General features: G+C 68.8%; 28 protein-coding genes. 13 read left to right on the top strand and 15 right to left on the bottom strand.

What is annotated here, in order from left to right:
• Window positions 1-29: 29 nt before the first annotated feature.
• From folP to ACY5J6_RS00195, 3 genes are all read left to right on the top strand, one after another.
• Window positions 30-866: a dihydropteroate synthase gene (gene folP, locus ACY5J6_RS00205; RefSeq protein WP_462845440.1), complete on the top strand. Its 837-nt coding sequence runs from the start codon at window positions 30-32 to the stop codon at window positions 864-866.
• Window positions 867-875: 9 nt separating this feature from the next.
• Complete coding sequence (folB, locus tag ACY5J6_RS00200; protein ID WP_462845439.1) at window positions 876-1,232, top strand: dihydroneopterin aldolase; 357 nt, start codon at window positions 876-878, stop codon at window positions 1,230-1,232.
• Window positions 1,233-1,409: 177 nt separating this feature from the next.
• Complete coding sequence (locus ACY5J6_RS00195) at window positions 1,410-1,952, top strand: NYN domain-containing protein (RefSeq protein ID WP_054647335.1); 543 nt, start codon at window positions 1,410-1,412, stop codon at window positions 1,950-1,952.
• 234 nt (window positions 1,953-2,186) lie between these two features.
• Here the strand turns inward: ACY5J6_RS00195 and ndk are convergent, their stop codons facing one another.
• Both ndk and ACY5J6_RS00185 read right to left on the bottom strand, forming a co-directional pair.
• A complete protein-coding gene (gene ndk, locus ACY5J6_RS00190; protein ID WP_054638415.1) occupies window positions 2,187-2,600 on the bottom strand; it encodes a nucleoside-diphosphate kinase in 414 nt (137 codons plus the stop codon).
• A gap of 21 nt (window positions 2,601-2,621) precedes the next feature.
• The gene (locus tag ACY5J6_RS00185; protein WP_054638414.1) at window positions 2,622-3,545 is read right to left on the bottom strand and encodes a protein phosphatase 2C domain-containing protein; all 924 of its coding nucleotides are present in this window, start codon (window positions 3,543-3,545) and stop codon (window positions 2,622-2,624) included.
• A 117-nt stretch (window positions 3,546-3,662) separates the two neighbouring features.
• On the opposite strand from ACY5J6_RS00185, the gene ACY5J6_RS00180 reads away from it, so the two are divergent.
• Together ACY5J6_RS00180 and surE are read left to right on the top strand one after the other, a co-directional pair.
• A complete protein-coding gene (locus tag ACY5J6_RS00180; protein WP_053768577.1) occupies window positions 3,663-3,869 on the top strand; it encodes a cold-shock protein in 207 nt (68 codons plus the stop codon).
• Window positions 3,870-3,925: 56 nt separating this feature from the next.
• The gene (gene surE, locus ACY5J6_RS00175) at window positions 3,926-4,672 is read left to right on the top strand and encodes a 5'/3'-nucleotidase SurE (protein ID WP_462845438.1); all 747 of its coding nucleotides are present in this window, start codon (window positions 3,926-3,928) and stop codon (window positions 4,670-4,672) included.
• On the opposite strand, the gene ACY5J6_RS00170 is transcribed toward surE, so the two are convergent.
• Both ACY5J6_RS00170 and ACY5J6_RS00165 read right to left on the bottom strand, forming a co-directional pair.
• The gene (locus tag ACY5J6_RS00170; RefSeq protein WP_462845437.1) at window positions 4,669-5,445 is read right to left on the bottom strand and encodes an SAM hydrolase/SAM-dependent halogenase family protein; all 777 of its coding nucleotides are present in this window, start codon (window positions 5,443-5,445) and stop codon (window positions 4,669-4,671) included. The genes surE and ACY5J6_RS00170 overlap by 4 nt on opposite strands.
• A complete protein-coding gene (locus tag ACY5J6_RS00165) occupies window positions 5,446-6,894 on the bottom strand; it encodes a tetratricopeptide repeat protein (RefSeq protein WP_462845436.1) in 1,449 nt (482 codons plus the stop codon).
• A 68-nt stretch (window positions 6,895-6,962) separates the two neighbouring features.
• Between ACY5J6_RS00165 and ACY5J6_RS00160 the strand changes: the two genes are divergently transcribed.
• Complete coding sequence (locus ACY5J6_RS00160) at window positions 6,963-7,661, top strand: hypothetical protein (protein ID WP_462846541.1); 699 nt, start codon at window positions 6,963-6,965, stop codon at window positions 7,659-7,661.
• A 3-nt stretch (window positions 7,662-7,664) separates the two neighbouring features.
• Here ACY5J6_RS00160 and ACY5J6_RS00155 read toward each other — a convergent pair whose 3' ends face one another.
• Together ACY5J6_RS00155 and ispF are read right to left on the bottom strand one after the other, a co-directional pair.
• Window positions 7,665-8,261, bottom strand: coding sequence for a trimeric intracellular cation channel family protein (locus tag ACY5J6_RS00155; RefSeq protein WP_462845435.1), 597 nt, complete (start codon window positions 8,259-8,261; stop codon window positions 7,665-7,667).
• A complete protein-coding gene (gene ispF / locus ACY5J6_RS00150) occupies window positions 8,254-8,712 on the bottom strand; it encodes a 2-C-methyl-D-erythritol 2,4-cyclodiphosphate synthase (protein WP_462845434.1) in 459 nt (152 codons plus the stop codon). The genes ACY5J6_RS00155 and ispF overlap by 8 nt, the downstream gene beginning before the upstream one ends.
• A 16-nt stretch (window positions 8,713-8,728) precedes the next feature.
• Between ispF and ACY5J6_RS00145 the strand changes: the two genes are divergently transcribed.
• Both ACY5J6_RS00145 and ACY5J6_RS00140 read left to right on the top strand, forming a co-directional pair.
• Window positions 8,729-9,286, top strand: coding sequence for an HD domain-containing protein (locus ACY5J6_RS00145; RefSeq protein WP_462845433.1), 558 nt, complete (start codon window positions 8,729-8,731; stop codon window positions 9,284-9,286).
• Between the two features lie 58 nt (window positions 9,287-9,344).
• Window positions 9,345-9,665 carry an FUN14 domain-containing protein gene (locus ACY5J6_RS00140; protein ID WP_462845432.1) on the top strand — a complete coding sequence of 107 codons (321 nt, stop codon included), beginning with the start codon at window positions 9,345-9,347 and terminating at the stop codon, window positions 9,663-9,665.
• Here the strand turns inward: ACY5J6_RS00140 and ACY5J6_RS00135 are convergent.
• Both ACY5J6_RS00135 and ACY5J6_RS00130 read right to left on the bottom strand, forming a co-directional pair.
• Complete coding sequence (locus tag ACY5J6_RS00135) at window positions 9,662-10,804, bottom strand: aminotransferase class I/II-fold pyridoxal phosphate-dependent enzyme (RefSeq protein WP_462845431.1); 1,143 nt, start codon at window positions 10,802-10,804, stop codon at window positions 9,662-9,664. The two genes, ACY5J6_RS00140 and ACY5J6_RS00135, sit on opposite strands and share 4 nt — an antisense overlap.
• Window positions 10,797-11,291, bottom strand: a complete 495-nt coding sequence (locus ACY5J6_RS00130; protein ID WP_054638008.1) for a molybdenum cofactor synthesis domain-containing protein — start codon at window positions 11,289-11,291, stop codon at window positions 10,797-10,799. The genes ACY5J6_RS00135 and ACY5J6_RS00130 overlap by 8 nt, the downstream gene beginning before the upstream one ends.
• Window positions 11,292-11,633: 342 nt before the next feature.
• Here ACY5J6_RS00130 and ACY5J6_RS00125 point away from each other — a divergent pair, with 342 nt between their 5' ends.
• Both ACY5J6_RS00125 and ACY5J6_RS00120 read left to right on the top strand, forming a co-directional pair.
• Window positions 11,634-12,224: a GNAT family N-acetyltransferase gene (locus tag ACY5J6_RS00125; protein ID WP_462845430.1), complete on the top strand. Its 591-nt coding sequence runs from the start codon at window positions 11,634-11,636 to the stop codon at window positions 12,222-12,224.
• The gene (locus tag ACY5J6_RS00120) at window positions 12,202-13,392 is read left to right on the top strand and encodes an SLC13 family permease (protein ID WP_462845429.1); all 1,191 of its coding nucleotides are present in this window, start codon (window positions 12,202-12,204) and stop codon (window positions 13,390-13,392) included. The genes ACY5J6_RS00125 and ACY5J6_RS00120 overlap by 23 nt, the downstream gene beginning before the upstream one ends.
• On the opposite strand, the gene ACY5J6_RS00115 is transcribed toward ACY5J6_RS00120, so the two are convergent.
• Genes ACY5J6_RS00115 through ACY5J6_RS00095 form a run of 5 tightly spaced genes read right to left on the bottom strand, consistent with a single transcriptional unit; the run spans window position 13,385 to window position 19,927 of the window.
• On the bottom strand, window positions 13,385-14,689 hold the full coding sequence (locus tag ACY5J6_RS00115) for an amidase (protein ID WP_462845428.1): 1,305 nt from the start codon (window positions 14,687-14,689) through the stop codon (window positions 13,385-13,387). The two genes, ACY5J6_RS00120 and ACY5J6_RS00115, sit on opposite strands and share 8 nt — an antisense overlap.
• Window positions 14,676-15,896 (bottom strand): tRNA uracil 4-sulfurtransferase ThiI, encoded by a 1,221-nt coding sequence (thiI, locus tag ACY5J6_RS00110; RefSeq protein ID WP_462845427.1) that lies wholly within the window; start codon window positions 15,894-15,896, stop codon window positions 14,676-14,678. The genes ACY5J6_RS00115 and thiI overlap by 14 nt, the downstream gene beginning before the upstream one ends.
• Window position 15,897: 1 nt before the next feature.
• Window positions 15,898-16,311 (bottom strand): NUDIX hydrolase, encoded by a 414-nt coding sequence (locus ACY5J6_RS00105; RefSeq protein ID WP_462846539.1) that lies wholly within the window; start codon window positions 16,309-16,311, stop codon window positions 15,898-15,900.
• A 57-nt stretch (window positions 16,312-16,368) separates the two neighbouring features.
• Window positions 16,369-18,381: a molybdopterin oxidoreductase family protein gene (locus ACY5J6_RS00100; RefSeq protein WP_462845426.1), complete on the bottom strand. Its 2,013-nt coding sequence runs from the start codon at window positions 18,379-18,381 to the stop codon at window positions 16,369-16,371.
• Window positions 18,382-18,385: 4 nt separating this feature from the next.
• The gene (locus tag ACY5J6_RS00095) at window positions 18,386-19,927 is read right to left on the bottom strand and encodes a polyhydroxybutyrate depolymerase (protein ID WP_462845425.1); all 1,542 of its coding nucleotides are present in this window, start codon (window positions 19,925-19,927) and stop codon (window positions 18,386-18,388) included.
• Window positions 19,928-19,964: 37 nt separating this feature from the next.
• Here ACY5J6_RS00095 and ACY5J6_RS00090 point away from each other — a divergent pair, with 37 nt between their 5' ends.
• The 3 genes from ACY5J6_RS00090 (at window position 19,965) to ACY5J6_RS00080 (ending at window position 22,231) form a co-directional block, all read left to right on the top strand.
• The gene (locus ACY5J6_RS00090) at window positions 19,965-20,600 is read left to right on the top strand and encodes a ribonuclease HII (RefSeq protein ID WP_462845424.1); all 636 of its coding nucleotides are present in this window, start codon (window positions 19,965-19,967) and stop codon (window positions 20,598-20,600) included.
• Between the two features lie 14 nt (window positions 20,601-20,614).
• Window positions 20,615-21,085, top strand: a complete 471-nt coding sequence (locus ACY5J6_RS00085) for a DUF4384 domain-containing protein (RefSeq protein WP_462845423.1) — start codon at window positions 20,615-20,617, stop codon at window positions 21,083-21,085.
• Window positions 21,086-21,151: 66 nt separating this feature from the next.
• A complete protein-coding gene (locus ACY5J6_RS00080) occupies window positions 21,152-22,231 on the top strand; it encodes a TRAP transporter substrate-binding protein (protein WP_462845422.1) in 1,080 nt (359 codons plus the stop codon).
• A gap of 188 nt (window positions 22,232-22,419) precedes the next feature.
• Here ACY5J6_RS00080 and ACY5J6_RS00075 read toward each other — a convergent pair whose 3' ends face one another.
• Window positions 22,420-23,913 (bottom strand): TRAP transporter large permease, encoded by a 1,494-nt coding sequence (locus ACY5J6_RS00075; protein ID WP_462845421.1) that lies wholly within the window; start codon window positions 23,911-23,913, stop codon window positions 22,420-22,422.
• Window positions 23,910-24,449: a TRAP transporter small permease subunit gene (locus ACY5J6_RS00070; protein ID WP_462845420.1), complete on the bottom strand. Its 540-nt coding sequence runs from the start codon at window positions 24,447-24,449 to the stop codon at window positions 23,910-23,912. Before ACY5J6_RS00070 ends, ACY5J6_RS00075 begins: the two co-directional genes overlap by 4 nt.
• Window positions 24,450-24,547: the final 98 nt, after the last annotated feature.

Raw genomic sequence — 24,547 nt, 5'->3', positions numbered from 1 at the left:
CACCTCCTCGCCTCCACTATAATCCGGGCGTGCTTTGGCTTAGGGACCGCACCCTGGACCTCTCCGAGCCCCGGCTCATGGGGATCCTCAACCTCACCCCCGACTCCTTCTCCGACGGGGGCCTCTACCTGGAACCGGAAAAGGCCCTGGCCCGGGCCAAGGCCCTGGTGGAGGAGGGGGCGGACCTTTTGGACCTGGGAGCGGAGTCCACCCGGCCCGGGGCGAGGCCGGTGCCCGTGGAGGAGGAGAAGAAGCGGCTTCTTCCCGTCCTGGAAGCGGTGCTGGAGCTCGGGGTGCCGGTGAGCGTGGACACCCGCAAGCCCGAGGTGGCCGAGGAGGCCCTAAAGCTCGGGGCCCATCTTTTAAACGACGTCACCGGGCTTAGGGACGAGCGGATGGTGGCTCTGGCGGCCCGCTTCGGGGTGGCGGCGGTGGTCATGCACATGCCGGTGCCCGACCCCGCCACCATGATGGCCCACGCCCGCTACCGGGACGTGGTGGCCGAGGTGAAAGCCTTCCTCCAGGCCCAGGCGGAGAAGGCCCTCAAGGCGGGGGTGCCCCAGGTGGTGCTGGACCCTGGGTTTGGCTTCGGCAAGCTTCTGGAGCACAACCTGGCCCTCCTTAAGCGCCTGGAGGAGATCGTGGCCCTGGGCCACCCCGTCTTGGTGGGGCTTTCCCGCAAGCGCACCATCGGGGAGCTCACCGGGGTGGAAGCGCCCAAGGACCGGGTTTTGGGCACGGTGGCCGCCCACCTCTACGCGGTGCAGAAGGGGGCGAGGCTTCTTAGGGTGCACGACGTGGGGGCCCACCGGGAGGCCCTGGCGGTCTGGAAGGCCCTCGCCGCCCCCCACCCCGGCCCGGCCTAGGAGGTGAGGATGGGGGAGATCGCCCTTTTGGGCCTGGAGTTTTACGGGCGCCACGGGGTCATGCCCGAGGAGGGGCGGCTTGGGGCCCGCTTCGTGGTGGACCTCTGGCTCACCGTGCCCTTTGAGGGCAGGGGGGACCGCCTCGAGGAGACCGTGGACTACGCCGCCGTCTACGCCCTGGTGGAAGAGGCGGTGCGCCACCGCCGCTTCTACCTGATAGAGGCCCTGGCAGACCACCTGGCGGAAGCCCTCATGGAGGCCTTTCCCCGCCTCCAAGCCGTGCGGGTGCGGGTCCACAAGCCCCACGCCCCCATCCCCGGCGTCTTCCGCGACGTGTACGCGGAAACGCAAAAAAAGCGCTCTTAGAGCGCATTTTCTTCCCTCATCTTGCGCTCATGGGAAAGGCGTGGTAGGATTTGCCTGCCCGAAAAGGGCTAAGCCGAAAGCGGTATACCCTCCCCCACCGCTCAAAGGAGCGGTGGGCTATAAACCTTCTCACCCTTAGGGGATAAACTGAGGGTGCCCGGGAAGGGGCGGGCCCGTATGGAAAGGGTAGCCATATTTATCGACGGCTCCAACCTCTACAAGGGGCTGGTGCAGCACCTGGGTTCGGATTACCGGCTGAACTTCGTGGAGTTCATCACCCTCCTCACCGCCGGGAGGAAGCTGCTTCGGGCCTACTACTATAACGCCCCCCTCCCCCCCGAAGACCCCGCCGCCAAGGCCCACCAGAGCTTCCTCAACTACCTGAAGCGGGTGCCCTACGTGGCCGTGCGCCTGGGAAGGCTGGAACGGCGGGCAGACGGCTTCGTGGAGAAGGGGGTGGACATCCAGATCGCCATCGACATCCTGCGCCTGGCCTACGCCGACGCCTACGACGTGGCGGTTTTGGTCTCCGGGGACGGGGACTTCGCCGAGGTGGTGCGGGTGGTGCAGGACATGGGCAAGCAGGTGGAGAACACCACCTTCCACGCCCTCTCCTCCCACCGCCTGGCCCAGCAGGCGGACCGCTTCTACCCCCTGGACGACTTCCCTTGGGAACGCCTACGGGCCCAAACCCTCCCCCAGGGGCCGGAGGAAGGGTAGGGGCCTAATACCACCCCATGCTGGCCCAAGCCAGCATGGGGGCCCCGGCCAAAAAGGCCCGCAGGGCTTCCGTACTCGGGCTTGGGCGAAGGATTCGCGCCAAAGGGGTATAAGTACCCCACCGCGGCTTTCGCCGCGGTAGGGGCCCCAAAAAAGCCCTTTTCGGGCATCCCATCTCGCGAAACCAACGTGCGGGCACTTAGCAGTCGGAAAGGCCCCCCCGCACCGGGGTCCTCAAAGCAGCTCCTCGGGGCGGAAGAAGAGGGCGATCTCCCTCTCGGCGTCCTCGAGGGTGGCCGAGCCGTGGACGACGTTCTCGTCAATGGTGGTGGCGTAGTCCCCCCGGATGGTGCCGGGGAGGGCGTCTTTGGGGTGGGTGGCCCCCATCATCTTCCGCACCTCGGCCACCACTCCCGGGCCCTCCAGGACCATGGCCACCACCGGCCCCGAGGTGATGAAGCTCACCAGGCCGGGGAAAAAGGGCTTCTCCCGGTGCTCGGCGTAGTGCCGCTCGGCAAGCTCCCGGGAGATCTTCAAGAGCTTGAGCCCCACCAGCCGGAAACCCTTGCGCTCAAAGCGGGCGAGGATCTCCCCCACCAGGCCGCGCCGGAAGCCGTCGGGTTTGACCATCACGAAGGTCCGCTCCATACCCCTAGAAGTCTAGCAGGCTCAGGGGCGGAAGTAGCCCAGGAGGATGTAGGCCACCACCACGATCCAGAGCAGGATGAGAAGGAAGTCCCGCCAACCCAGCCCGGGCCTCCTGGGCTCCAGGACCTGGGTGGGGAGCTCCTCGGGCTCCTCCCCGAGCTTGAGGCGCACCGGGGCTCCCCGGGCGGCCTCCAGGGGTAGGGCGTAGGGGCGGGTGGACTGGGGGAGCTCCTCCGGCACCCTCACCACGATGGCGCTGATGTTGTCGGGCCCCCCCCACTCGTTGGCCAGCTCCACCAGGCGCCGGGCGGCCTCCTCGGGAGGGAAGTGTTTCAGCACCTCCTTGAGGGTCCGGTCCTCCAGGACCCCAGAAAGCCCGTCGCTGCAGAGGAGGAAGGTGTCCCCCGGGGCGAGCTTAAGCCCCAGCAGGTCCACCCGGGCCTGGGGAAAGGAGCCCAAGGCGTTGGTGATCACGTTGCGCCAGCGGTGGGTCCGGGCCTCCTCCACGGTGAGGAGGCCTTGGCGCACCCTTTCCGCCACCCAGGAATGGTCCTCGGTGAGGAGGGCGAACTCCTCCCCCCGGAGGAGGTAGGCCCTCGAGTCCCCCACGTGGGCCACCAGGGCGTAGGGCAGGTCCAGGAGAAGGCAGGTGGCCGTGGTGCCCATGCCCCGGTTTTCCGGCCGCTGGGCCTCCTGGTGGATGCGGGCGTTGGCCCGCTCAAAGGCCTCCAGGAGGGCCTTGGGGGAGGGCTCAGCCTCCTGGAAGTGGCCGAGGATGCTTTCCACGGCCAGCCTGGCCGCCACCTCCCCGGTGCGGTGCCCCCCCATCCCGTCGGCCACCACGAAGACCCCGCCCCAAGGGGTGAGGAGGTGGCCCACGGCGTCCTCGTTTTTGGAGCGCTTGAGGCCGGGGTGGGTCCTTTCGGCGAAGGCGAGGCCGGGCACGAGGGAATTCTATCCCATGGAGGCCGCCTTCAAGGGGGGGCTTGACTTTCCCCTGAAGGCGTGGGATAGTAAGGAGTCCCTGGAAAGCCATGCGGGTTTTCGGGATGAAGGAGAAACATGAAGAAGGGTACCGTCAAGTGGTTCAACGCGGAAAAAGGCTACGGGTTCATCCAACAGGAAGAGGGTCCCGACGTGTTCGTGCACTTCACGGCCATTGAGGCCGATGGCTTCCGCACCCTGAACGAAGGGGAGCAGGTGGAGTTTGAGGTGGAGCCCGGCCGGGGCGGCAAGGGCCCCCAGGCCAAGAAGGTCCGCCGCATCTAAAGCCGGTGGCCCGGAAAGGACCCCCTAAAGGGGGTCCTTTCTTTTAGGCTTAAGGCATGCGCATCCTCGTTTCCAACGACGACGGCATCTTTTCCCCCGGCATCAAGGCCTTGGGCCTAGCCATGCGGGCCCTGGGAGAGGTGTACGTGGTGGCCCCCGACGTGGAGCAGTCGGCGGTGGGCCACGGCATCACCGTCCGCCGCCCCTTGCGCTTCAAGCACACGCAAAGCGCCGGCTTCGGGGAGATCCCCGCCTACCGGGTGGACGGCACCCCGGCGGACTGCGTGGTCCTGGGGGTCCACCTCCTCGGGCGGCCGGACCTCTTGGTCTCCGGCATCAACATCGGGGTGAACCTGGGCCTGGACCTCACCCACTCGGGCACGGTGGCGGCGGCCCTCGAGGGCACCTCCTTGGGCATCCCCTCCATCGCCTTCAGCCTGGACACCGCGGAAGAGCCGAACTTCGCCCATGCGGCGGAGTGGGCGGTGCGCATCGCCAGGAAGGTGGTGGAGCGGGGCCTTCCCAAAGGGGTCCTCCTCAACGTGAACTTTCCCGCCGGGGCCCCCAGGGGAGTCCGGGTGACCCGGCTTTCCACCCACCGCTTTGAGGACCGGGTGGTGGAGCGCCTGGACCCCGAGGGCCGCCCCTACTACTGGATCGCCGGCACCCCCGTGGGGGAAGAGGAGGAGGGAACGGACCTCTGGGCGGTGCGCCAGGGGTACATCTCCCTCACCCCGGTGAGCCTGGACTTCACCGCCAGCGAGTTCCTCGCCGAGCTGGCCCGCCTGGCCCAGGACCTCTAGAGGAGCTCCACGGGCATCCCCTCCTTTAGGCCCAGGGCCTCCCGGGCGCTGCCCCCGTTAAGGGCGATCTCCAAGAGCCCGGCGCTCCCCAGGTAGGCCAAGGCCTCCCCCGGGGCCACCTCGCCGAAGGTGCGCCGGATGGGAAGCCGCCTTCCCGCCACCTCCACCCAGCCGCCCAAGGGGGCCCGGAGCAGGGTGGTGATGGCGTTGCCGAAGCGGTCAAAGGTGAGGACCTCCCCCCGGGGACCCTGGCTCAAGGCCAGGGGCAGGCGGAGGAGGCTTTCCGGGGACACCTCCCTCCCCAGGCCCTCAGGGGAAAGGCCCAAGGCCAGGTGGGCCGCCGCCGGGGCAAAGCGGTCGCGGCCGTGGAAGGTGGCCTCTCCCGGGCGCCAGCCGGGAGGGGGCAGGACCCCTTTGGGGGAAGGCGGGGGGAGGCCTTCCAGGAGAAAGGCCTTCCTAGGGGGGTCCAGGAGCCAGGCCAGGGTGAACAGGCCGTTGTCCGGGCCCACGTACCACCGCCTTCCCCAGGCGGCCACCGCCCGCCGGGAGGTTCCCACCCCGGGGTCCACCACCGCCAGGAGGACGGCCCCTTCCGGCAGGTAGGGGAGCGCCTCGAAGAGGGCGTAGGCGGCCCGCCGGAGGTCCTGAGGAGGAAGGTCGTGGGCCAGGTCCACCACCTCCACCCCCGGGGCCCTCTCCCGGAGCACCGCCTTGACCACCCCCACGTAGGGGTCTTGCAGGCCGAAGTCGGAGAGGAAGAAGACCGGCCTCATCTAGAACCTTCGCAACCAGGTGGGGGGAAAGAGGGCCAGGACCACCCCCGCCACCACCCAACCCAAGGCCACCCCCACCACGCTTCCCGCCCGCTCCTTGGCCCAAAGGAGCCCGGCTCCCAAGAGGAGGAGGAGGAAGGTGGGGCCGGGCACCGCCAGGGCGAAGAAAAGGGCGGAGAGGTAGGTGGCCAGGTCCCGGTAGCGCTCCCCAAAGACCCAAGGGGCGAGGCCCCGGAAGAAGGGCTCCATAAGGGCCAGGCCCAGAAAGACCAGGAGGTGTAGGGGCAAGGTGGGAAACCCCAGGAAGGGCCGCACCAGCCCGTAGGCGAAGAGGGCCAGGACCAGGGCCGGCCCCACCCAGAAGCCCTCCACCCAGCCCTCGAGGGGCCCCAGCACCTGGGGAAGGCGCCGCCTCTGCCAGAGGAGAAGCCCCCCAAAAAGGAAGAGCCCGTACACAAAAAAGAAGCTCGGGAGAAGCTGGGCCTTCTGGTACGGGGTGAAGAGGGCCAGGAGGTTGGCGAAGAGGGCCTTGCCCAGGAAAAGGGCCACCCCCAGGGCCAAGGCCAGGGCCAAGAGGACCAGAAGGTAGAGGCCCCCTGGCCCCGGTAGGGGGTTTTCCACCACCTCCACCGTGCGCAGGGGCTCAATGCGGCTTTCCCCCAGGACCACCAGGACCAAAAAGGCCACGAAGGCCAAAAGCCAGGGCCACACCCAGGCGAGGAGAAGCCCGGGAAGGTTCACAAGCCCCGAAAGCTGCCCTAAGGCCGCCCGCCCCCGGGCCCAGTCCCCCTGGCCGAAGTAGGCCAGGGCCAGGGTGGAAAGGGCTTCCCGCTGGAGGTCGGGGCGGCCGGAAAGGTTCGGCAGGACCCCCTCCAAAAGGGCCACCGCCTCCTTCGGCCTCCCCGAGAGGAAGAGGAGGCGGCCCCGCTCTAGGCGCTCCTCCAGGGTGGACCCCAAGGCGGCCAGCCCCGCCTCGGGGTTCCCCAAGGCCAGGTGGAGCCGGGCCAGAAGAAGGCGTACCTCCGGGGTGGGGGGAAGGCCCCGGGCCTCCTGGAGGGCTTCCTCGAAGCGGTTCTGGGCCTCGAGGGCCAAGGCCCGAAGGAGCCTCCCCTCCGGGGTTTCGGGCAGGGAAAGCCTGAGGACCTCCCCCGGCTTCCCCTGCAAGAGGAGAAGCCTTCCCCGAAGGGGAAGGGCCTCTGGATCCTCCCCCAGGCGTTCCAGGTAGGCCCCGGCCTGGGCCACGTCCCTCTTCTCCAAGTGGATGCGGATAAGAAGGCGCAGGGCGGGCCGGTACTCGGGGTCCCCCACCAGGGCCAGCTCACAGGTGGCCTGGGCGCTTTCCAGGGCGCCCTGCTGGTAGAGGCGCTCGCAACGGGCGTAATACTCCTCCGCCCCCTGGGCCAGGCCCAGAAGGCCCAACACCCACGCCAACCCCAGGATAAGCCTCATGTTCTCCAGTTTACGCCCACCCCTTGTCCCGGGCTTTGGACCGGGTATAATCCCCCCGGGTGAAGCCCATGAAGCGCCCCTTTATCCTCCTGACGAGCCTTCTTTCCTTGGCCCTGGCCCAGGCCCCCCAGGTGGAGGCCCTGGTGGACGCCGGGCGTTTCCAGGAAGCCTACGAGATGGGCCTCAAGCTCTCTACCCCCGAGGCCCTGGCCCTGGCGGCCAAGGGCGCCAGCTTCTACGCCATGTACCAGGCCAAGGACGCCGAGAAGCGCCCCTGGTTTGAGCGGGCGGAAAAGGCCGCCTCCCAGGCCATCGCCAAGGACCCCGACTACCCGGAGGGCTACTTTGAACGGGCTCGGGCCCTGGGAAGGCTATCCCAGTACAAGGGGATCCTCGAGGCCCTGGCGGAGGGCCTGGCCCCCAGGATCCGGAGCGACCTGGAAAGGACCCTGAAGCTCAAGCCGGACCACGCCGGGGCCATGGTGGCCCTGGCCCTCTGGCACTTTGAGCTGGTGCAGAAAGGCTGGCTGGTGGCCGCCACCCAAGGGGCCGATGGGGGCAAGGTGGAGCCCCTCATGCGGCGGGCCATTGAGCTGGAGCCCGAGGGCATCATCCACCGGGTGGAGTACGCCCGGGTTCTGGCCGCTTGGGGGAAGAAGGAGGAGGCCAGGAAGCAGCTGGAAGTGGCCCTCTCCCTTCCCGCCAAGACCGCCGCCGACCGCTACGACCAAGAAAGGGCCCGCCAGGAGCTGGCCAAGCTGAAGTAGGCCTCACCTGGGGGTGGGGAGGCGGAGGCCGAGCCTCCGCCCGAAGACCCGGAGGAAGACCGTGGTCAGGGCTCCCAGGAACAGGGCCCCTTCCGGGTGGCTTCCGTGGAGGGCGTAGGCCACCAAGGCCCCCACCAAGGCCGCCGAGGCGTAAAGGTCCCCCGCCCGGTAGAGGATCCCCGGCACCTCCCCGGAAAGGACGTCCCGCAACACCCCACCCCCCACCCCGGAAAGGGTGCCCGCCAGGGCCACGCCAAAGGGGCCAAGGCCCGCCTGAAGGCCCCTTTCCGCCCCCAAGGCGGCGAAGAGGCCTAGGCCCAGGGTGTCCAGGTAGTAGATGAAAGGCCCCAGGGCCTGCACCCGGGGGTGGAAGCGGAAGACCAGAACCCCGGTGAGGACCACGCTCCACAAAAGGGGTTCGTTCCTGAGGGCCGTGGGGGGCAGGGTGCCCACCAGGACGTCGCGGATGGACCCGCCCCCCACGGCGGTCACCGTGGCCAGGACCAGAACCCCCAAGAGGTCAAACCCCTTCTCCACCCCCTTGAGGGCCCCGGTGGCGGCGAAGACCAAGGTGCCGAGCCAAACCAGGCCTTCAACCATCCAAAAGCACCACCGCCCGGGCCTGGACGTGGGAAGGCGCCAGGCCCTCCGAGGTCTTGAAGCCTAGGCCCACGCGCTCCTCCGGGAGGCCCAGAAGCCGGGCCAGGTTCCCCACCAAGGCCTCCCGGTAGGGGGAGAGCCTGGGCCGGTCCAGGGTGATGACCAGGCTCGCCTGCAAAAGCCGCCCACCCCGCTCGGCCACCAGGCGGAGGGCCTCCCGGAGGAACACCTCGCTCCGTTCGCCCCGCCAGCGGGGGTCGGTGTCGGGGAAGAGGAGGCCGATGTCCCCAAGGCCGTAGGCGGCAAGGAGGGCGTCGGTGAGGGCGTGCAAAGCGGCGTCCCCGTCGGAGTGGGCCAAGGCCCCCACGGGGCTTGGGATGGGGAGGCCGCAGAGGTAAAGCGGCCTTCCCTCCTCTAGGCGGTGGCTGTCCTCGCCGTAGCCGAGGCGCATGGCTATACTTTAGGACATGCCGAGCTTTGAGGAGGCCCTGGCCCTCATGGAGGCCTGGACGGAAAGCGAGTCCCTGAGGCGGCACATGCGAGCGGTGGAGGTGGCCATGCGGGCCTACGCAAGGCGCTTCGGGGAGGAGGAGGAGCTTTGGGCCATGGCCGGCGTCCTCCACGACATGGACTACGAGAAGCACCCCGAGGCACACCCCTACCGGGGCGTGGAGGAGCTTAGGCGCCTGGGCTACCCCGAGGAGGTCCTGGAGGCCATTCTGGGCCACGCCAGCTACACCGGCACCCCGCGCAGGACCCTCATGGCCAAGGCCCTCTTCGCCGTGGACGAGCTCACGGGCCTCATCACCGCCGCGGTGTACGTGCGGCCGGACCGGTCCATCCTGGGCCTGGAGCTCCCCAGCCTCAAGAAGAAGTTCAAGGACAAGGCCTTCGCCAAGGGGGTGAACCGGGAGGAGATCCGGCTTGGAGCCGAGGAGCTCGGGGTGCCCTTGGAGGAGCACATGGCCTTCGTCCTCGAGGCCATGAAGCGGGAGGCCGGCCTCCTGGGGCTTAAGGGCGCCTAACCTCCGAGGCGCCCCGGGCCGCTTGCCCCCCCGCCTCCTCCGCGCTAGGGTGGAAGCCGTGGAGTTGCCCGACCTCACCCCCTACCTCGGGCAGATGACCTTCGGCGGCCTCGCCGGTTACGCCGTGGGCTACGCCCTCAAAAAGGTGGGCCGCCTTTTGGCCCTGTTCCTCGGCCTCCTCTTCGTGGCCCTCCAGCTTCTGGCCCAGGGAGGCTACGTTCAGGTGGACTGGACCCGCATCCAGAAAGACGTGGAGCCCCTCCTTCGGCAGCCCGGTCTGCAAAGCCTCTGGGAGAGGCTCCTTTCCACCCTGACCTACAACCTTCCCTTCGGGGCGAGCTTCGTGGGGGGGCTCCTCCTGGGCCTGCGGGCGGGCTAAGGCCACCCGAGCTTCAGCGCCTCCCGAAGGGTTTCCGCCGCCCGCAAAAGCTCTTCTAGAGGCCTTACCAAGGCGATGCGCACCCATCCCACGCCCCCGGGCCCAAACCCCCGGCCCGGAGCGAGGGCCACCCCCCGCTCCACGAGGCCCAGGGCGAACTCCAGGTCGTCCACCCCCTCGGGAAGCCGCCCCCAGAGGTACATGGTGGCCTTGGGGGGGAGGAGGCTTAGGGCCCCCTTTAGGGCCTCGGCCATCCCCAAGGCCCTTTCCCGGTAGACCCGGGCGTAGGCCCGGGTGGTCTCCCTAGGGGTCTTCAGGGCCTCCACCCCCATGCGCAGGATCCCGGCGTACTGGTTGAAGTCAACGACCCCTTTCACCCGCTCCAGGCGGGCAAGGACCTCCTCGCTCCCCAGGGCGAAGCCCAGGCGGAAGCCCGCCAGGTTGTAGCTCTTGGAGAGGGAGAAGAGCTCCACCACCCGCTCCTTGGCCCCGGGGAGGGCCAGGGGGGAAGGGGCCTCCCCCTCGTAAACCTGGTCCACGTAAGGGTTATCGTGGACGAGCCAGAGGCCGTGCTTCCGGGCCAGGCCCAGGGCCTCCTCAAAGTAGCCCCAGTCGGCCACGGCCCCCGTGGGGTTGTTGGGGTAGTTGAGGAGGAGGACCTTGGCCTCCCGCCACACGCCTTCCGGGACCGCCTTCAGGTCGGCGAGGCCGTCCTCCCTTAGGGGGATGAGGAAGGTCCTCAAGGAGGCCACCCGGGCCGCCCCGAAGTAGCTGGGGTAGGCCACCTCGGGGAGGAGGAGGAGGTCATGGGGCTCCGTGAGGGCGAGGAGGAGGTGGGCTAAGCCCTCTTGGCTTCCGATGAGGGCCAGGGCCTCCCGCCTGGGGTCCAGGCCCACCCCGTAGCGGCCCTCGTACCAGCGGGCCGCCTCCTCCAGGAAGGGAAGGGTGCAGCTTCTCAGGCAGTAGCCGTAGGTGGAGGGGTCCTCCAGGGCCTGCCGGAGGGCCTCCAAGGGCGCCCTAGGGGGAAGGAGGTCGGTGGAGCCGATGGAGAGGTCCAAAAGCCTCACGCCCCTTTCCCGGGCCTTCCGCTTGGCCTCGTCCACCACCAGGAAGACCGAGGGCTCGGGCACCCTACTCATGGTGCCCCTCCCTCCAAGGCTTGCCCGTCACCAGGGAGAGGGCGTGGGGCAGGACGGGAAGGACCGCCTCCAGGGACTCCCGGGCCCCCTTGGGGCTTCCGGGGAGGTTCAGGATCAGGGTCTTCCCCCGCACCCCCGCCACCCCCCGGGAGAGGGCGGCCATGGGGGTCTTCCGGAGGCCCACCAAGCGCATGAGCTCGGCGAGGCCCGGGACCTCCCGGTCCAGAAGCTCCCGGGTGGCCTCGGGGGTCCGGTCCCGAGGGGCAAGCCCCGTCCCCCCGTTGGTGAGGATGAGGTCCAGGCCCTCCCGGTCTGCCCAAAGCCTGAGGACCTTCTTGATCATGGGGGGCTCGTCGGGCACGAGCTCGTAGGCCGCCACCTCGTAAGGCCCTCCTTCCAGGGCCTCCCGGATGGCCAGGTGGGTGGTGTCCTCCCGCTCGCCGCGGAAGCCCTTGTCGGAAACCGTGAGGATGCCCACGCGGAACATTGCCCTCAAGGTACCACAAGGGGAGGGCGGGGCCCGGCCGTAGCCCAGGGTTGCCTCGAGGGCCCGAGGGTTCCGACGGGGGAAGATCTCCCGTGGGCTAAGTGCCCGCACTTTGGTTTCGCAACATGGGACACCCGAAAGGGGGTCAGGAGAAGGCTCCTTTGGGGCCCCCGCCGCGGCTTTCGCCGCGGCGGGGTACTTAGCGCCCGTCCGGGAGGATGCCCCCTCGAGGCGGACGAGGGTGGGAAAGCCCTTTTGCGCCAGGGGCAGCGGAGAGGGCGCTACCCGGTGGGGTAGCTTGAGCCTCTTCCAGGGGGTTCGCCCTTCCAGCATAATGGCCCCATGTGGACCTTTCCCGAGGTCCTCACCGGGCGGTACGTGCGCCTGGAGCCCTTAGGTCTCGCCCACCTTCCCGCCTTCCTGCGCCACTTTGACCCCGAGGTCTACCGCTTCCTAAGCCGCGCCCCAAGGGCCGGAGCGCCCTTGGAGGAGGCCCTACAGGCCCACCTGGAGGGGCTTCTTGGGGAGCCCGGGCGGGTGAACTGGGCCATTCGCCTCGAGGAGGAGGTGGCCGGGCGGATTTCCGTGATCGCCCCCGAGCCCGAGCACGGAAGGCTTGAGATCGGCACCATGCTCTTCAAGCCCTTCTGGGGAAGCCCGGCCAACAAGGAGGCCAAGTACCTCCTCCTCCGCCACGCCTTTGAGGTCCTCCGGGCGGAAAGGGTCCAGTTCAAGGTGGACCTGAGGAACGAAAGGAGCCAGAAGGCCCTGGAGGCCCTGGGGGCGGTGCGGGAAGGGGTGCTGCGAAGAAACCGGAGGCTCCAAGACGGCACCTTCCGCGACGATGTGGTCTACAGCGTCCTCCGGGAGGAGTGGCCCGGGGTCAAGAAAGGGCTTGAGGAAAGGCTCTATGGCGCTTCGGGAAACCCTTAGCCTCCTCGTCCTCCTCCTGGCCTACCTGGGTCTCGCCCTGGGGGGGCTTCCCGGCTACCGCATGAACCGGGCGGGGGTGGCCGTGGTGGGGGCAAGCCTCCTCGTCCTCCTCGGGGAGCTGGACCTCAAAGAAGCCTGGCAGGCCCTGGACGCCCCCACCCTGGTCTTCCTCTTCGGGGTCATGGTCCTCAACGCCCACCTGGGCTACGCGGGCTTCTTCGGCTGGGTGATGGAGAGGCTTTGGCAGAGGGCCAGGACCCCTCTCGCCCTCCTCGTCCTCCTCAGCGTGGGATCCGGGCTTCTTTCCGCCCTCTTCCTCAACGACACCATGGCCCTCCTCCTCACCCCCCTTGTCCTCCGCCTCGCCCGGGGCCTGGGCCTGAACCCCGTGCCCTACCTCCTGGCCCTCATGGCGGGGGTGAACACGGGAAGCCTCATGACCCCCACGGGAAACCCCCAGAACATCCTGATCGCGAGCCTCTCGGGGATGGCTTACCTGGACTTTCTCCGGTCCCTTTTCCCCGTGGCCTTCCTGGGGCTCGCCCTGCAGGTGGGGCTCCTCGCTCTCCTTTACCCCGAAACCCGCTCCCTAAGGCCCCTTCCGCCCCCTCCCCCTTTGCGCTACCGGCTCCACCCCGGGCTCCTGCGCAAAGGGCTTCTGGTGGCCTTGGGGCTTCTTCTGGCCTTCCTCCTGGGCTACCCCATGGCCCAGGGGGCCTGGGTGGCGGCGGGACTTCTCCTCTTCACCCGGAGGCTCCGCTCGGAGCGGTACTTCGCGCGGGTGGACTGGGAGCTCCTGGTGATGTTCGGCGGGCTTTTCGTCCTCACGGAAGGGGTGCGCCGCCTGGGGGTGGCGGAGGCCCTTTTGCCCCTCGCCTCCAGTCCCCTCGGGCTCCTCCTCGCCGCCACCCTCCTCTCCCTCCTCATCTCCAACGTGCCCGCGGTCCTCCTCCTGGCCCCCTTGGCCAGGACCCCCGAGGACTGGCTCCTCCTCGCCGGGGGAAGCACCCTGGCGGGGAACCTCACCCTGCTGGCCAGCGTGGCCAACCTCATCGTGGCCGAGGGGGCGGGGCGGGAGGGGGTGCGGGTGGGCCTCCTGGAGCACCTCCGCTTCGGGCTTCCCCTCACCCTCTTCTCCTTGGCCGCCCTCTACCTCTGGCTCACTTGAGCCGGGCCTCGAGCCAGCCCCCGATGGCCAGCACCCTCCCGTCCTCGGCGTAGGGCCCCACCACCTGCAGGCCCACGGGCATCCCCTCCACCTTGGCGAAGGGGAGGGCCAGGGTGGGCACCCCGAGGAGGCTGAAGGGCAGGGTGAGGGTGATGAAGGCCTCCCGGTGGCTTTTCCTCCCCGACTCCAGCTCCACCTCCTCCGTGCCCAGGGGGGGCGCGGGGAGGGGCTGGACGGGGAGGAGAAGGGCGTCCACCCCCCTCAGGGCCTTCACCAGCTCCAGCCTGAGGGCCTCCCGCTCCGCCACGGCGTCCCGGTAGTCCTTCTCCGTGAGGGCAAGCCCCGCGAGGAGGGCTTCCCGCACCTGGGGGGAGAAGCCTTCGGGATGCTCCTTCAGGGCCTTCTCGTGGATGCGGGCCGCCTCGTAGCGCACCAGGCGGGTGTAGACCTCGTAGACCCCCCTAAGGGGTAAGGAGACCTCCCGCACCTCGGCCCTTAGGGCGGGGAGGTCCTCCAGGAGCCGGGTGAAGGTCTTCCGCACCTCCACCCCCAGCCTCCCCTGCAAAAAGTCCAGGGGCACCCCGAAGGTGGGGTTCTGGGGGCCCTCCAGGGGGAGGGTTTCCCCGGCCAGGATCTCCGTGAGGAAGTGGGCGTCCCGCACCGTCTTGGCGAGGGGGCCCGCGTGGTCCGTGGAGCGAGAGAGGGGAAGGGCCCCCTCGAGGCTCACCCGGCCGTAGGAGGGCTTGAAGCCCACCACCCCGTTGAAGCCCGCGGGGATGCGGATGGACCCCCCGGTGTCCGAGCCCAAGGAGGCGAGGCCGATCCCTAAGGCCACGGCCACGGCGCTCCCGCCGCTAGACCCCCCGGCCTGGCGGCTGGGGTCTATGGCGTTCCGCACCGGCCCCGTCCAGGGGTTTTCCCCGGTGATGCCCAGGGCGATCTCGTGCATGTTGGTCTTGGCGAAGAGGAGGGCCCCGGCCTCCCTCAGGCGGCGCACCGCCCTGGCCTCCTCGGGAAGGGGAGGGAGGGGGGCCTTCGTCCCCGCTCGGGTGGGCATCCCTTTCACGGGGAAGAGGTCCTTCACCGTGAGAGGAAGGCCGTGGAGCGGCCCCCGCACCTGGCCCCGCTTGAGCTCCTCCGTGAGGAGGAGGGCCTCCTTGCGGGCGGCCTCCTCGTCCAGGTAGGCGAGGGCGTTTCGGTCCTGGAAGGCCTTGGCCCGCTCCAGGGCCTCCTCCAAAAGGGCGATGGGGGTGGTGGCCCCGGTCTCCAGAAGCCGCTTCGCTTCAAGCAGGTCCATGCTCCATTATAAAAGCGCCTTCCGGCTCCTTGGGTAGGGACTTTCCGGGCCAGGCGTAGGTGAGGACCTCCCGCTCCTTTAGGGCCAGGGCCACGAGGTCCTCCGTGGGCAGGCGGGCCTCCGTCTCTAGGACCACCTCCAGCCTTGCCCGGGTCACGGGGTGCTTGGGGGCGAAGAGGGTGCAGCACTCCTCGTCGGGGAGGATGGAAGTGGCGTAGGTGCCGATCCTCTGGGCCTCGGCCACGATCTCCTGCTTGTCCCACCCGATGAGGGGCCTTAGGACAGGGAGGGTGGCCGCCTGGTTCACGGCGTAGAGGTTCCCCAGGGTCTGGGAGGCCACCTGGCCTAGGCTGTCCCCGGTGCAAAGGGCGAGGGCGCCTTCTTCCCTGGCGATGGCCTCGGCGATGCGGAGCATGTAGCGGCGGTAGAGGACCACCCGGTAGGCCGTGGGGGCCTCCACGAGGATGTGCTGCTGGACCTCGCTGAAGGGGACGAGGTGGAGCCTCAGGCGGTGCTGGAAGCGCGCCAAGCGCTCGGCGAGGGCCTTGGCCTTCTCCCGGCTCGCCCCCGAGAGGAGGGGAAAGGGGTGGAAGTGGACGAGGACCACCTCCGCCCCCCGGCGCATGAGGCGGTAGGCGGCCACCGGGGAGTCAATCCCCCCGGAGAGGAGGGCCACCACCTTGCCGGAAACCCCCGGGGGGAGGCCTCCTAGCCCCGGACGGCGCTCCACCTCCAAGAGGGCCGCTCCCGGCAGGATCCGCACCACGAACTCCCGCTCCGCCCCCTTAAGCCGCACCTGGGCGCCGGTTTTTCCCTTCACGAAGGCCCCGAGGGCCCGCTCTATCTCCGGGGAGGTGAGGGGAAAGGTCTTGTCGGTGCGCTTGGCGGTGATGCGGAAGCTCCCGAAGGCCTCGCCCTCCAGGGCCTTCTCTAAGGCGGTCTTCAGGGCCTCGAGGTCCGCCGGGGTCCTATGGACCCGGGCGAAGCTTTCCACCCCCAGGGTGTCCTGGAGGCGGGCTTTGGCCTCGGGCCAGGCCTCCTCGGGGAGGCGGAAGAGGAGGGCCATGGGCCACTCCCCCTCGAGGGCCGCCCCTAGGCCCTTCAGGGCCCGCCGCACGTGGGCCTTGGCCCGCTGGAGGAAGAAGGGGCGGTTTTTCCCCTTGAGGGCGAGCTCGTGGAAGAGGTTCACCAGGAGGAAGGTCTCCACCTCAGCACCCCACCTTCACCGCCAGGTAAAGCCGGCTGCACAAAGAGCCCTGCCGGGCGGCCTCCCTTAGGTCCTCGGGGCGTCCGAAGCGGAAGGCGGTGTAGTAGGTCTTGCCTGGCCGGGGCTCGGGAAAGCGGACCGGGGAAAGGAGGTGGGCCTCGTACACCCAAAGCTCCAGGGTGTAGGCGGGGCGCTCCTCCCGGCCGAAGGCCACGGGGAAGCGGAGGACCACCCGCGCCCCAAGCTTCTCCCGGGCGACCCTTTGGGCGGCCTCCTCCAGGGTCTCCTCCCCCTGAAGGCTCACCGCAGGAAGCCCCCAGGCCCCGGCGAACTCGAGGTCGTCCTGGGGGCGGAGGACCAAAAGAAGCCCCTCCTCCCCCCAGGCGGCCAGGGCCAGGGAGCGCTTCTTGGGCAGGGCCTCGCGCACCCACTCAGGGTAGCAGGAGTGTAGCCTAGGCGCAAATCTCGCGCCCTAGGCCAGCCTGAGGGGCTCCACCTCCACGGGGGTGGAGTGGAAGGTGCTCCCGCCGCCCAGATCGGTGAGCCTTTCCGAGGTGAGGTGGTTCACGCCTTTGCCGTCCGGGGCCCACTTCTCCCACCAGGTGCCCTCGAGGACCACCGTCCCCGGGATGGGGGCCTCGGTGACGTAGGCCTTCCTCGTGATCCTTCCCCAAGGGGAACGGATGTGGACGAGCATCCCGCTTCGGATCCCCCTGGCCTCGGCGTCCTCGGGGTGGAGGAGAAGCCTCGGCTCCCCGCCTTCCGCTTCCACCAGGGCCTTCACGTCCCCGTAGGTGGTGTTGAGAAAGCGGTGGGCCGGGGGGGTGAGGAGGATCAGGGGGTAGTCCGGCAGGGGCTCGGTGGGGATCACCTCGGGCGGGGGGCTGAAGCGCACGGGGCCTTGGGCGAAGGGGAGGAAGGGCCTGGGGAGGTTGAGCTTGACGAAGCCTTCCCGCTTGAGCCTCTCCAGGGTGATCCCCTCTAGGTAGGGGTGGTCCGAGGCGAGGAGGCTTTCCGCCACCTCCTCGGCCGTCCAGTAGAGGGTGGGCTCCTTCAGGCCAAGCCTCCTTGCGAGCTCCCGGAAGACCCAGGTGTTGGGCCGGGCCTCCCCCGCGGGAGGGCTTAAGGGCTCGTTCCAGGAGAGGTAGTAGTGGCCGTAGCTGGTGTAGAGGTCCGGGTGCTCGTAGAAGAAGGTGGCGGGGAGGAGGTAGTCGGCGAAGCGGGCGGTCTCGGTCATCACCTGCTCCAGGACCACGGTGAAGAGGTCTTCCCGTTCCAGCCCCGCCCTCACCTTCCCCGTATTGGGGGCCACCACCAGGGGGTTGGTGTTGAAGACGAAGAGGACCCGGATGGGGGGGTCTAGCTCCGTGAGGGCGGTGCCGAGCGCGTTCATGTTGATGGCCCGCGCCTTGGGGTTCGGCCGGAAGTAGCCCTCGTGGGGGTGGTCCCCCTCCAGGAGGTGCCGCCCCCCGAGGAAGCGCTTGTTCAAGGGGAAGGCCCCGCTGGTGGAGAGCATGGCCCCGCACCCCGGGTAGCGCCAGGCCCCGAGGAGGGCGGGGAGGAGGATCGCGGCCCTTAGGGCGTTCCCCCCTCCCGGGTGGCGGGTCATGCCGTAGCCCACCCGCAAGAAAACCCGCTTCGCCTCCCCCATCTCCCGGGCGAGGCGGAGGATGGCCTCTTCGGGCACGCCGGTGAGGGCGCTGGCCCTCCCTGGGGTCCACTTTTCCGCCTCTTTCTGGAACTTCTCCAGGCCCACTGCCGCCCTCCCCAGGTACTCCCGGTCCACCAGGCCCTCCCGGAAGAGGACGTGGGCCAGGGCGTAGGCCAAGGCGGCGTCCGTGCCGGGGCGGAGCTTGAGGTGGAGGTCGGCGAAGCGGGAGGTGAGGTTTTGGTAGGGGTCTATGTGGACCACCTTGGCTCCCCGCCTCCTCGCCTCCTTGAGGAAGGGGGTGAGGTGGCTATTGGTGGAGAGGCTATTGATCCCCCAAAGGAGGATATAGCGGGCGTTTTCGGGGATGTCCTCGGGATCGGGGCTGAGGCGGGGGCCGTAGGTCATCTCCCAAGCGGCGCTCCCCGCAGTGGCGCAGATGGTCTCCAGAAGCTCCGAGGCCCCGATGGCCCGGAAGAAGGCCAAGGGGTGCTGGTTCTCTACGAGGCCCATGGTGCCGGCGTAGTGGTAGGGGAGGACGGCCTCGCCCCCTTCCCGGTCCAGGACCTCCATGAGCCTCTGGGCAATGGCGTCCAGGGCCTCCTCCCAGGAGACCCGCACGAACCTCCCCTCCCCCTTCCGCCCCACCCGGCGCAGAGGGTAGAGGAGCCTCTCCCGGGCCCTTTCCGGGTAGCGGTAGGTCTTGGCGCAGGCGAAGCCTTGGGTGATGGGGTGGCGGGGGTCGCCCTCCACCTTCGCGAGACGCCCTTCCTCCAGGGTGAGGAGGAGGCTGCAGGCGTCGGGGCAGTCCAGGGGGCAGGTGGCCCTTCCCTTCATGCCCTTAGAGTAGCCCAAGGCCCTCGAGGGGGCCGCACCGTTCTTCGTAAGGGTCCGGCAGAAGCCCCACGGGGACGTCCAACCGCAAGAGGTAGCCCTCCCGGTAAAGGGGCCAGCGGGGCCACCCCTTGGGCTCCCCTTCCCTGGCGAAGCCCGTCCAGTAGCGGCGCATCTTCCGGCCCAGGTACTCCGCCTGCCTTCGGGCCTCCTCCCCCAGGAAGAGGGGCAGGAAGGGCATGGCCTCGAGGTTCCCGAAGAGGGGGGCGAGCTCCAGGCCGTGGAAGGCCCCGAGGCCCTCAAACCCCGGCACCCGGAAGGGGAAGAGGTAGGCGTAGGTGGGGGCGTGGGGGGCCTGGAGCCTCGCCGCCTGGAGGGAGGGGCAAAGGAGGGTGAGGTCGGTCTGGAGGGCTCCCCAGGCCCTCTTGGGGTCGGGCTCCCGCTTGCGGTAGTGGGCGAGGAGGGCTTGGGCCTTCTCCTGGGAAAGCCCCGATTCCAAAAGCCTCCTTTCCGCCTCCTCCCAGTCCCTTGGCCCAAGGAAGGCCTGGAGGGCGGGAAAGCTCACCTCTTCAGCGTTGGCCCCGGCGATGAGGGAAAGGCCCGCCGCCTTCCCCTCCTTTAGGGCCTCCCGAGGGTCCTGGGGGAGGAGGAGGGGGGAGAGGTGGGGCTTGAAGGGGCCTGCCCGGAAGAGGGAGGGGTTGGCGAGGAAGCGGCCCGTGGCCTCGAGGCCGGGCTCCTTGGGCAAGAGCCTCTCCAGGGGGAGGGCGCGGAGGCAGGCGAGGTCTTTAGGATCGCACCCCCTCTCCCTGGCCCAGGCCTCGCCGAAGGGAAAGTCCTCCCGAAGGGGCCTCACGTACCCGCAACCCCCCGATTGGAGGATGGCCCGGTGGAAGAGGCCCCGGGCCTCCGGGGTGGCGAGGAGGGCGCAGACCAGCATCCCCCCGGCGGACTCCCCGAAGAGGGTGACGTTCTCGGGGTTTCCTCCGAAGTAACGGATATGCCGCTTGACGAAGCGGAGGGCCTCCAGGAGGTCCAGAAGCCCGTAGTTCCCCACCGCCCTCGGGTCCTCCTCGGCGAGGGCGGGAAGGGCGAGGAAGCCCAAGGGCCCCAGGCGGTAGTTGGGGGCCACCACGATGACCCCTTCCTCCGCCAGCCGGTGCCCCCGGTAGATGGGCTCGGCCCCTGCCCCCGAGGTGAAGCCCCCGCCGTGGAGGTAGACCATGACGGGAAAGCCCTCGGGGGGAGGCACCTGGGAAGGAAGGTAAAGGTTCAGGACCAGGCAGTCCTCCCTCTGGGGCGGGATGGGGCTTCCGAGGCGGGCGGTGAGCCCCGGGCCCTGGGGGCAGGCTACCCTTTCCCGCCCCACGCCCCCGGGCCAGAGCCTCACGGGCCTCGGGGCCTGGAAGCGCCCGGCCTCGGCGTAGGGAAGCCCGTAAAAGGCGATGGCCCCGCCCTCCCACACCCCTTCCGCCCTCCCCAAGGGGGTGGCGGCCAGGAAACCCTGGGCCAGGGCCAGGCTGCCGAGAAGAAGCCAGAGGAGGATTGGCATGGATTTATTCTAGAGGATTTGGGCGTATAATCCCCCCGTGGACGGCTTAGCCCCCTTGGAGGAGGGCTTTTGGGCCCAGGGCCTGAGGGTGGCGGGGGTGGACGAGGCGGGCCGGGGGGCCTGGGCGGGGCCCATCGTGGTGGGGGCGGTGGTCCTGCCCCCTGGGAGATACCCCTTCAAGGACTCCAAGCTCCTCTCCCCCAAGGAGAGGGAACGCCTGGCGGAGAAGGTGAAGGAGGTGGCCCTGGCCTTCGCCCTGGGGGTGGCGGAGGCGGCGGAGGTGGACCGGCTGGGGGTTCTCAAGGCCACCCTCCTGGCGGCAAAGCGGGCCCTCGCCGGGCTGGAGCCGCCCCCAGAGGCCCTGGTCACCGACTACCTCCGCCTCTCCACCCCCCTCCCCCTCCTCTCCCCTCCCAGGGCGGACCGGGGAAGCCCCAGCGTGGCCGCGGCCAGCATCCTGGCCAAGGTCCACCGGGACCGGCTCATGGCCGAGCTGGACCGGCTCTACCCGGGCTACGGCTTCGCCCGGCACAAGGGCTACGGCACCCCGGAGCACCAGGAGGCCCTCCTCGCCCTGGGACCCTCCCCCGTCCACCGGAGGCGCTTCGCCCCCGTGGCCCAGGCCCCCTTAAGGTTTCCTGAAGACCCGGAGGACCGAGGAGGCGTACCCTAAGGGAGGAGGTCGGTATGCGCTTCCTCTTGGTCCTTCTGGCGGGGCTCCTTTCCGCCTGCACCGTGACCCTCGAGGGCCTCACCCTCACCTACCGCTTTGACTATAGCCCGGCCATCCTGCGCTTTGAGCCCGACCGGGGCGCGGGGGCCACCTACTACCTGGGGGAGGAGGTCCGCTTCTTCCTCACCCTGAACCGGCCGGGCTGGGTGGCCCTGGTGGTGGAAGACCCGGACGGCCACACCTACGAGCTGGACCGCTTCTACCTCCCCCGAGGAACCCACGTCCTGCCCCCCGGGCCTTACCGCTACACCCTTACCCCGCCCCGTGGCCTCCACCGGGTGCGGGCGGTGTACACCGACCGGGAGCCCGGCGGGGTGAGGCTCCAGGGGGTCTACACCGACTGGGACGCCCGGCTGAGGGTGTACCTCGAGGCCTCCGGGGCCCGCGCCTACCACGTGGCGGAAACGTATTTTTATGTGCGCTAAAAAGGGGGCTTGCGCTTCCCACGGGGGGGCGGGGTATAATCCCCGAGGACCGCTAAGGAGGTCAAAATGAAGCGGCGCGACTTTCTGAAGAAGGCGGGTATCGGCGTAGCGGCGAGCGCGGCCTTCGGCCCGGCTTTCGCCCAGGCGGCTCCCACGGTGCGCTGGCGCCTGGCCTCTAGCTTCCCCAAGAGCCTGGACACCATCTACGGGGCGGCGGAGGTCCTGGCCGAGAGGGTTTCCGCCCTCACCGGGGGACGGTTCCAGATCCGCCCCTACCAGGCGGGGGAGATCGTACCTGGGCTACAGGTGATGGACGCCGTCCAGCAGGGCACGGTGGAGGTGGGCCACACCGCCAGCTACTACTTCGTGGGCAAGGCAGCGGTCCTCGCCTTTGACACCGCGGTGCCCTTCGGCCTCACCGCGCGCCAGCAGAACGCCTGGATGTACCACGGGGGCGGGATCGAGCTTTTCCGCCCCATCTTCGCCGACTTTGGCATCCTCCAGTTCCCGGGGGGCAACACCGGGGTGCAGATGGGGGGTTGGTTCCGCAAGGAGATCAAAGGCTTGGCTGACCTCAAGGGCCTGAAGATGCGCATCCCCGGGCCCGGGGGCCAGGTGATGAGCCGCCTCGGCGTGGTCCCCCAGGTGCTGGCGGGCGGGGACATCTACCCCGCCCTGGAAAGGGGCGTGGTGGACGCCGCCGAGTGGGTGGGCCCCTACGACGACGAGAAGCTTGGCTTCTACAAGGTGGCCAAGTTCTACTACTACCCCGGCTGGCACGAGCCCGGGCCCATGCTCTCCTTCTACGTGAACCTCAAGGAGTGGCAGAAGCTTCCCAAGGAGTACCAGCAGGCCTTTGAGGTGGCCGCCGCCGAGGCCAACCTGTGGATGCTCGCCAAGTATGACCGGGTGAACGCTCCCGCCCTCCAGCGCCTCATCAAGAACGGGGTGAGGCTCCGCAAGTGGCCCGCAGAGGTGATGAAGGCGGCTCAGAAGGCGGCCTTTGACTGGTACGAGGAGGAGGCGGCCAAGGACGCCACCTACCGCAAGGTCTACACCGCCTGGAAGGCTTTCCGGGAAGAGTCCTACCGCTGGTTCGGGGTGGCGGAGCTGGGCTACGAGCAGTTCGCCTTCCCTGCCCTCTAAGCGGTAAGGGCCCTATCCCCGGGGGTTTCCCCGGGGAGTTTTTTCTGCCAAGGCAGCCCGCCGGCACGCCTTTTCGCGGTTCCTTACGCCCGTCGGCTAAGTGCCCGCACCCTGGTTTCGCGGCCGAACTAGGGTTGGGAGAAAGCCCTTTGGGCCCCCCCACCGCGGCGAAAGCCACAGTGGGGCACTTAACCACCCCCCACGAAGCGCAGGATAGGCTCCCGCAGGAAGTAGGTGAGGAGGAGGACCAGAAGCTGGAGGCCAATGAAGGGAATCCCCCCCAGGTAGATATCCTCGGTCCTGACTTCCTTGGGGGCCACGTTCCTCAGGTAAAAGAGGGCGAAGCCGAAGGGAGGGGTGAGGAAGGAGGTCTGCAGGTTCACCCCCACCAGGAGGCCAAACCAGAGCTTGTTGATGCCCAAGGCCTCGGCGCCGATGGCCAAAAGGGGCAGGGCGATGAAGGCGATTTCAAAGAAATCGATGAAGAAGCCCAGGAGGAAGACCAGGACCATGACGAAGAGAATGAAGCCCACCTCCCCCCCGGGAAGCCCCGTGAGGAAGCCCTCCACCCAGAGGTCTCCGTCCACGCCCCGGAAGACCAGGCTGAAGAGGGTGGAGCCGATGAGGATAAAGATGACGAAGGCGGTGAGCTTGGCCGTGCCCTCCATGGCCGCGTAGAGAACCTGGAAGGAAAGCCGGCGGTTCAAGAGAGCGAGGAGAAGCGCCCCCACCACTCCCATGGCCCCGGCCTCCGTGGGGGTGGCGAGGCCAATGAGCACGGTGCCCAGGACCAGAAAGATCAGGACCAAGGGGGGCACCATGGAGAGGAGAGCCCGCCGGAGGAGGGGGTTTCGGCGGATCTGGGGGAGGAGGAGGAGGGTCCAGAGGAAGAGGCCCAAGAGGACCTCGAGGCCCTCCAGCCAGGAGGGCAGGTGGAGGAACTCCCCGAGCTTCCACGACCCCATCCCCACCAGGAGGTAGGAGAGGAGGGCGAAGGCGGCCCCGGGCTCCTTGCCCGCCTCGGGCCGGGCTTCCTCGGGTAGGGCGGGGGCCCACCGGGGCCGGAAGAGGGCCACGTAGATCACGTAGAGGAAGTACAAGGCCACGGTGAGCCCCGCCGGGATCAGGGCCGCCTGGTACATGTCCCCCACGCTCACCCCCAGCTGGTCCGCCAGGACGATGAGGACCACGCTGGGGGGAATGATCTGGGCCAGGGTGGCCGAGCCCAGGATCACCCCGCTGGCCAGGCGGGGGTTGTAGCCGTACCTCAGCATGATGGGCAAGGAGATGAGGCCCATGGCCATGACGCTGGCGGCCACCACCCCGGTGGTGGCCGCCAGGATAGCCCCCACGAAGACCACGCTCAGGGCGAGGCCACCCCGGAGGGGCCCGAAAAGGCGGCCCATGGTGTCCAGGAGGTCCTCGGCCAGGCCGCTCTTCTCCAGGATGATGCCCATGAAGGTAAAGAAGGGGATGGCCAGGAGGAGCTGGTTGGACATGATACCGAAGATGCGGTCAGGCATGGCCTTGAGAAGCCCGGCCGGGAAGATATCCAGAGCGATCCCCAAAAATCCGAAGACGATGCCCACCGCCCCTAAGGAAAAGGCCACGGGGTAGCCGGAGAGGAGAAAGACCACCAGGGCAGCGAACATCAGGGGAGGCATGAGGCTTTCCAGGTTCACTCCACCACCTCCTTTTCCTCCCCCGGGAGTTCCAGGTGGCCGGTGAGGAAGGCGATGCGCTTGATGAGCTCGGAAAGCCCTTGGAGGAGGAGAAGGGCGAAGCCCACGGGGACCATCAGCTTGATAGGCCAGCGGGGAAGCCCCCCCACGTCGGGGGAGACCTCCCTCGCGGCGAAGGAGTTCAGGAACCAGGGCCAGGCCAGGTAGATAACCCCCAGGCTCAGGGGGATGAGGAAGAGAAGGGTGCCCACCACGTCTATCCAGGCCTGGGTCCGCTTGGAAAAACGCCCATAAATGAGGTCTATGCGCACGTGGGCGTTGTGCTTGAGGGCGTAGGCCCCGCCCAGGAGGAAGATGAGGCTGAACATGTACCACTGGGCCTCGAGGTAGGCGTTGGAGCTGTAGTTGAAGGCGTAGCGCATCACGGCGTTGCCGGCGGAGAGCAGGGCCACGAGGAGCACCAGCCACACCACCAGCCGCCCCACCGCCTCGCTCAGGGCGTCTATGGCTCGGGACAAGGCTAAAAGAAGGCGCATTCTTATACCCCCCGGCGAAAACCGGCCCCATCCTACCCAGGGGGCACGGGGCTGTCAATGCGCCCGCTCCGCCCCCCAAGTTGGTTTCGCGACATGGG

It is taken from the genome of Thermus sp. H19.2 (assembly GCF_054979525.1).
This window is presented reverse-complemented; position numbering and strand designations above follow the sequence as displayed.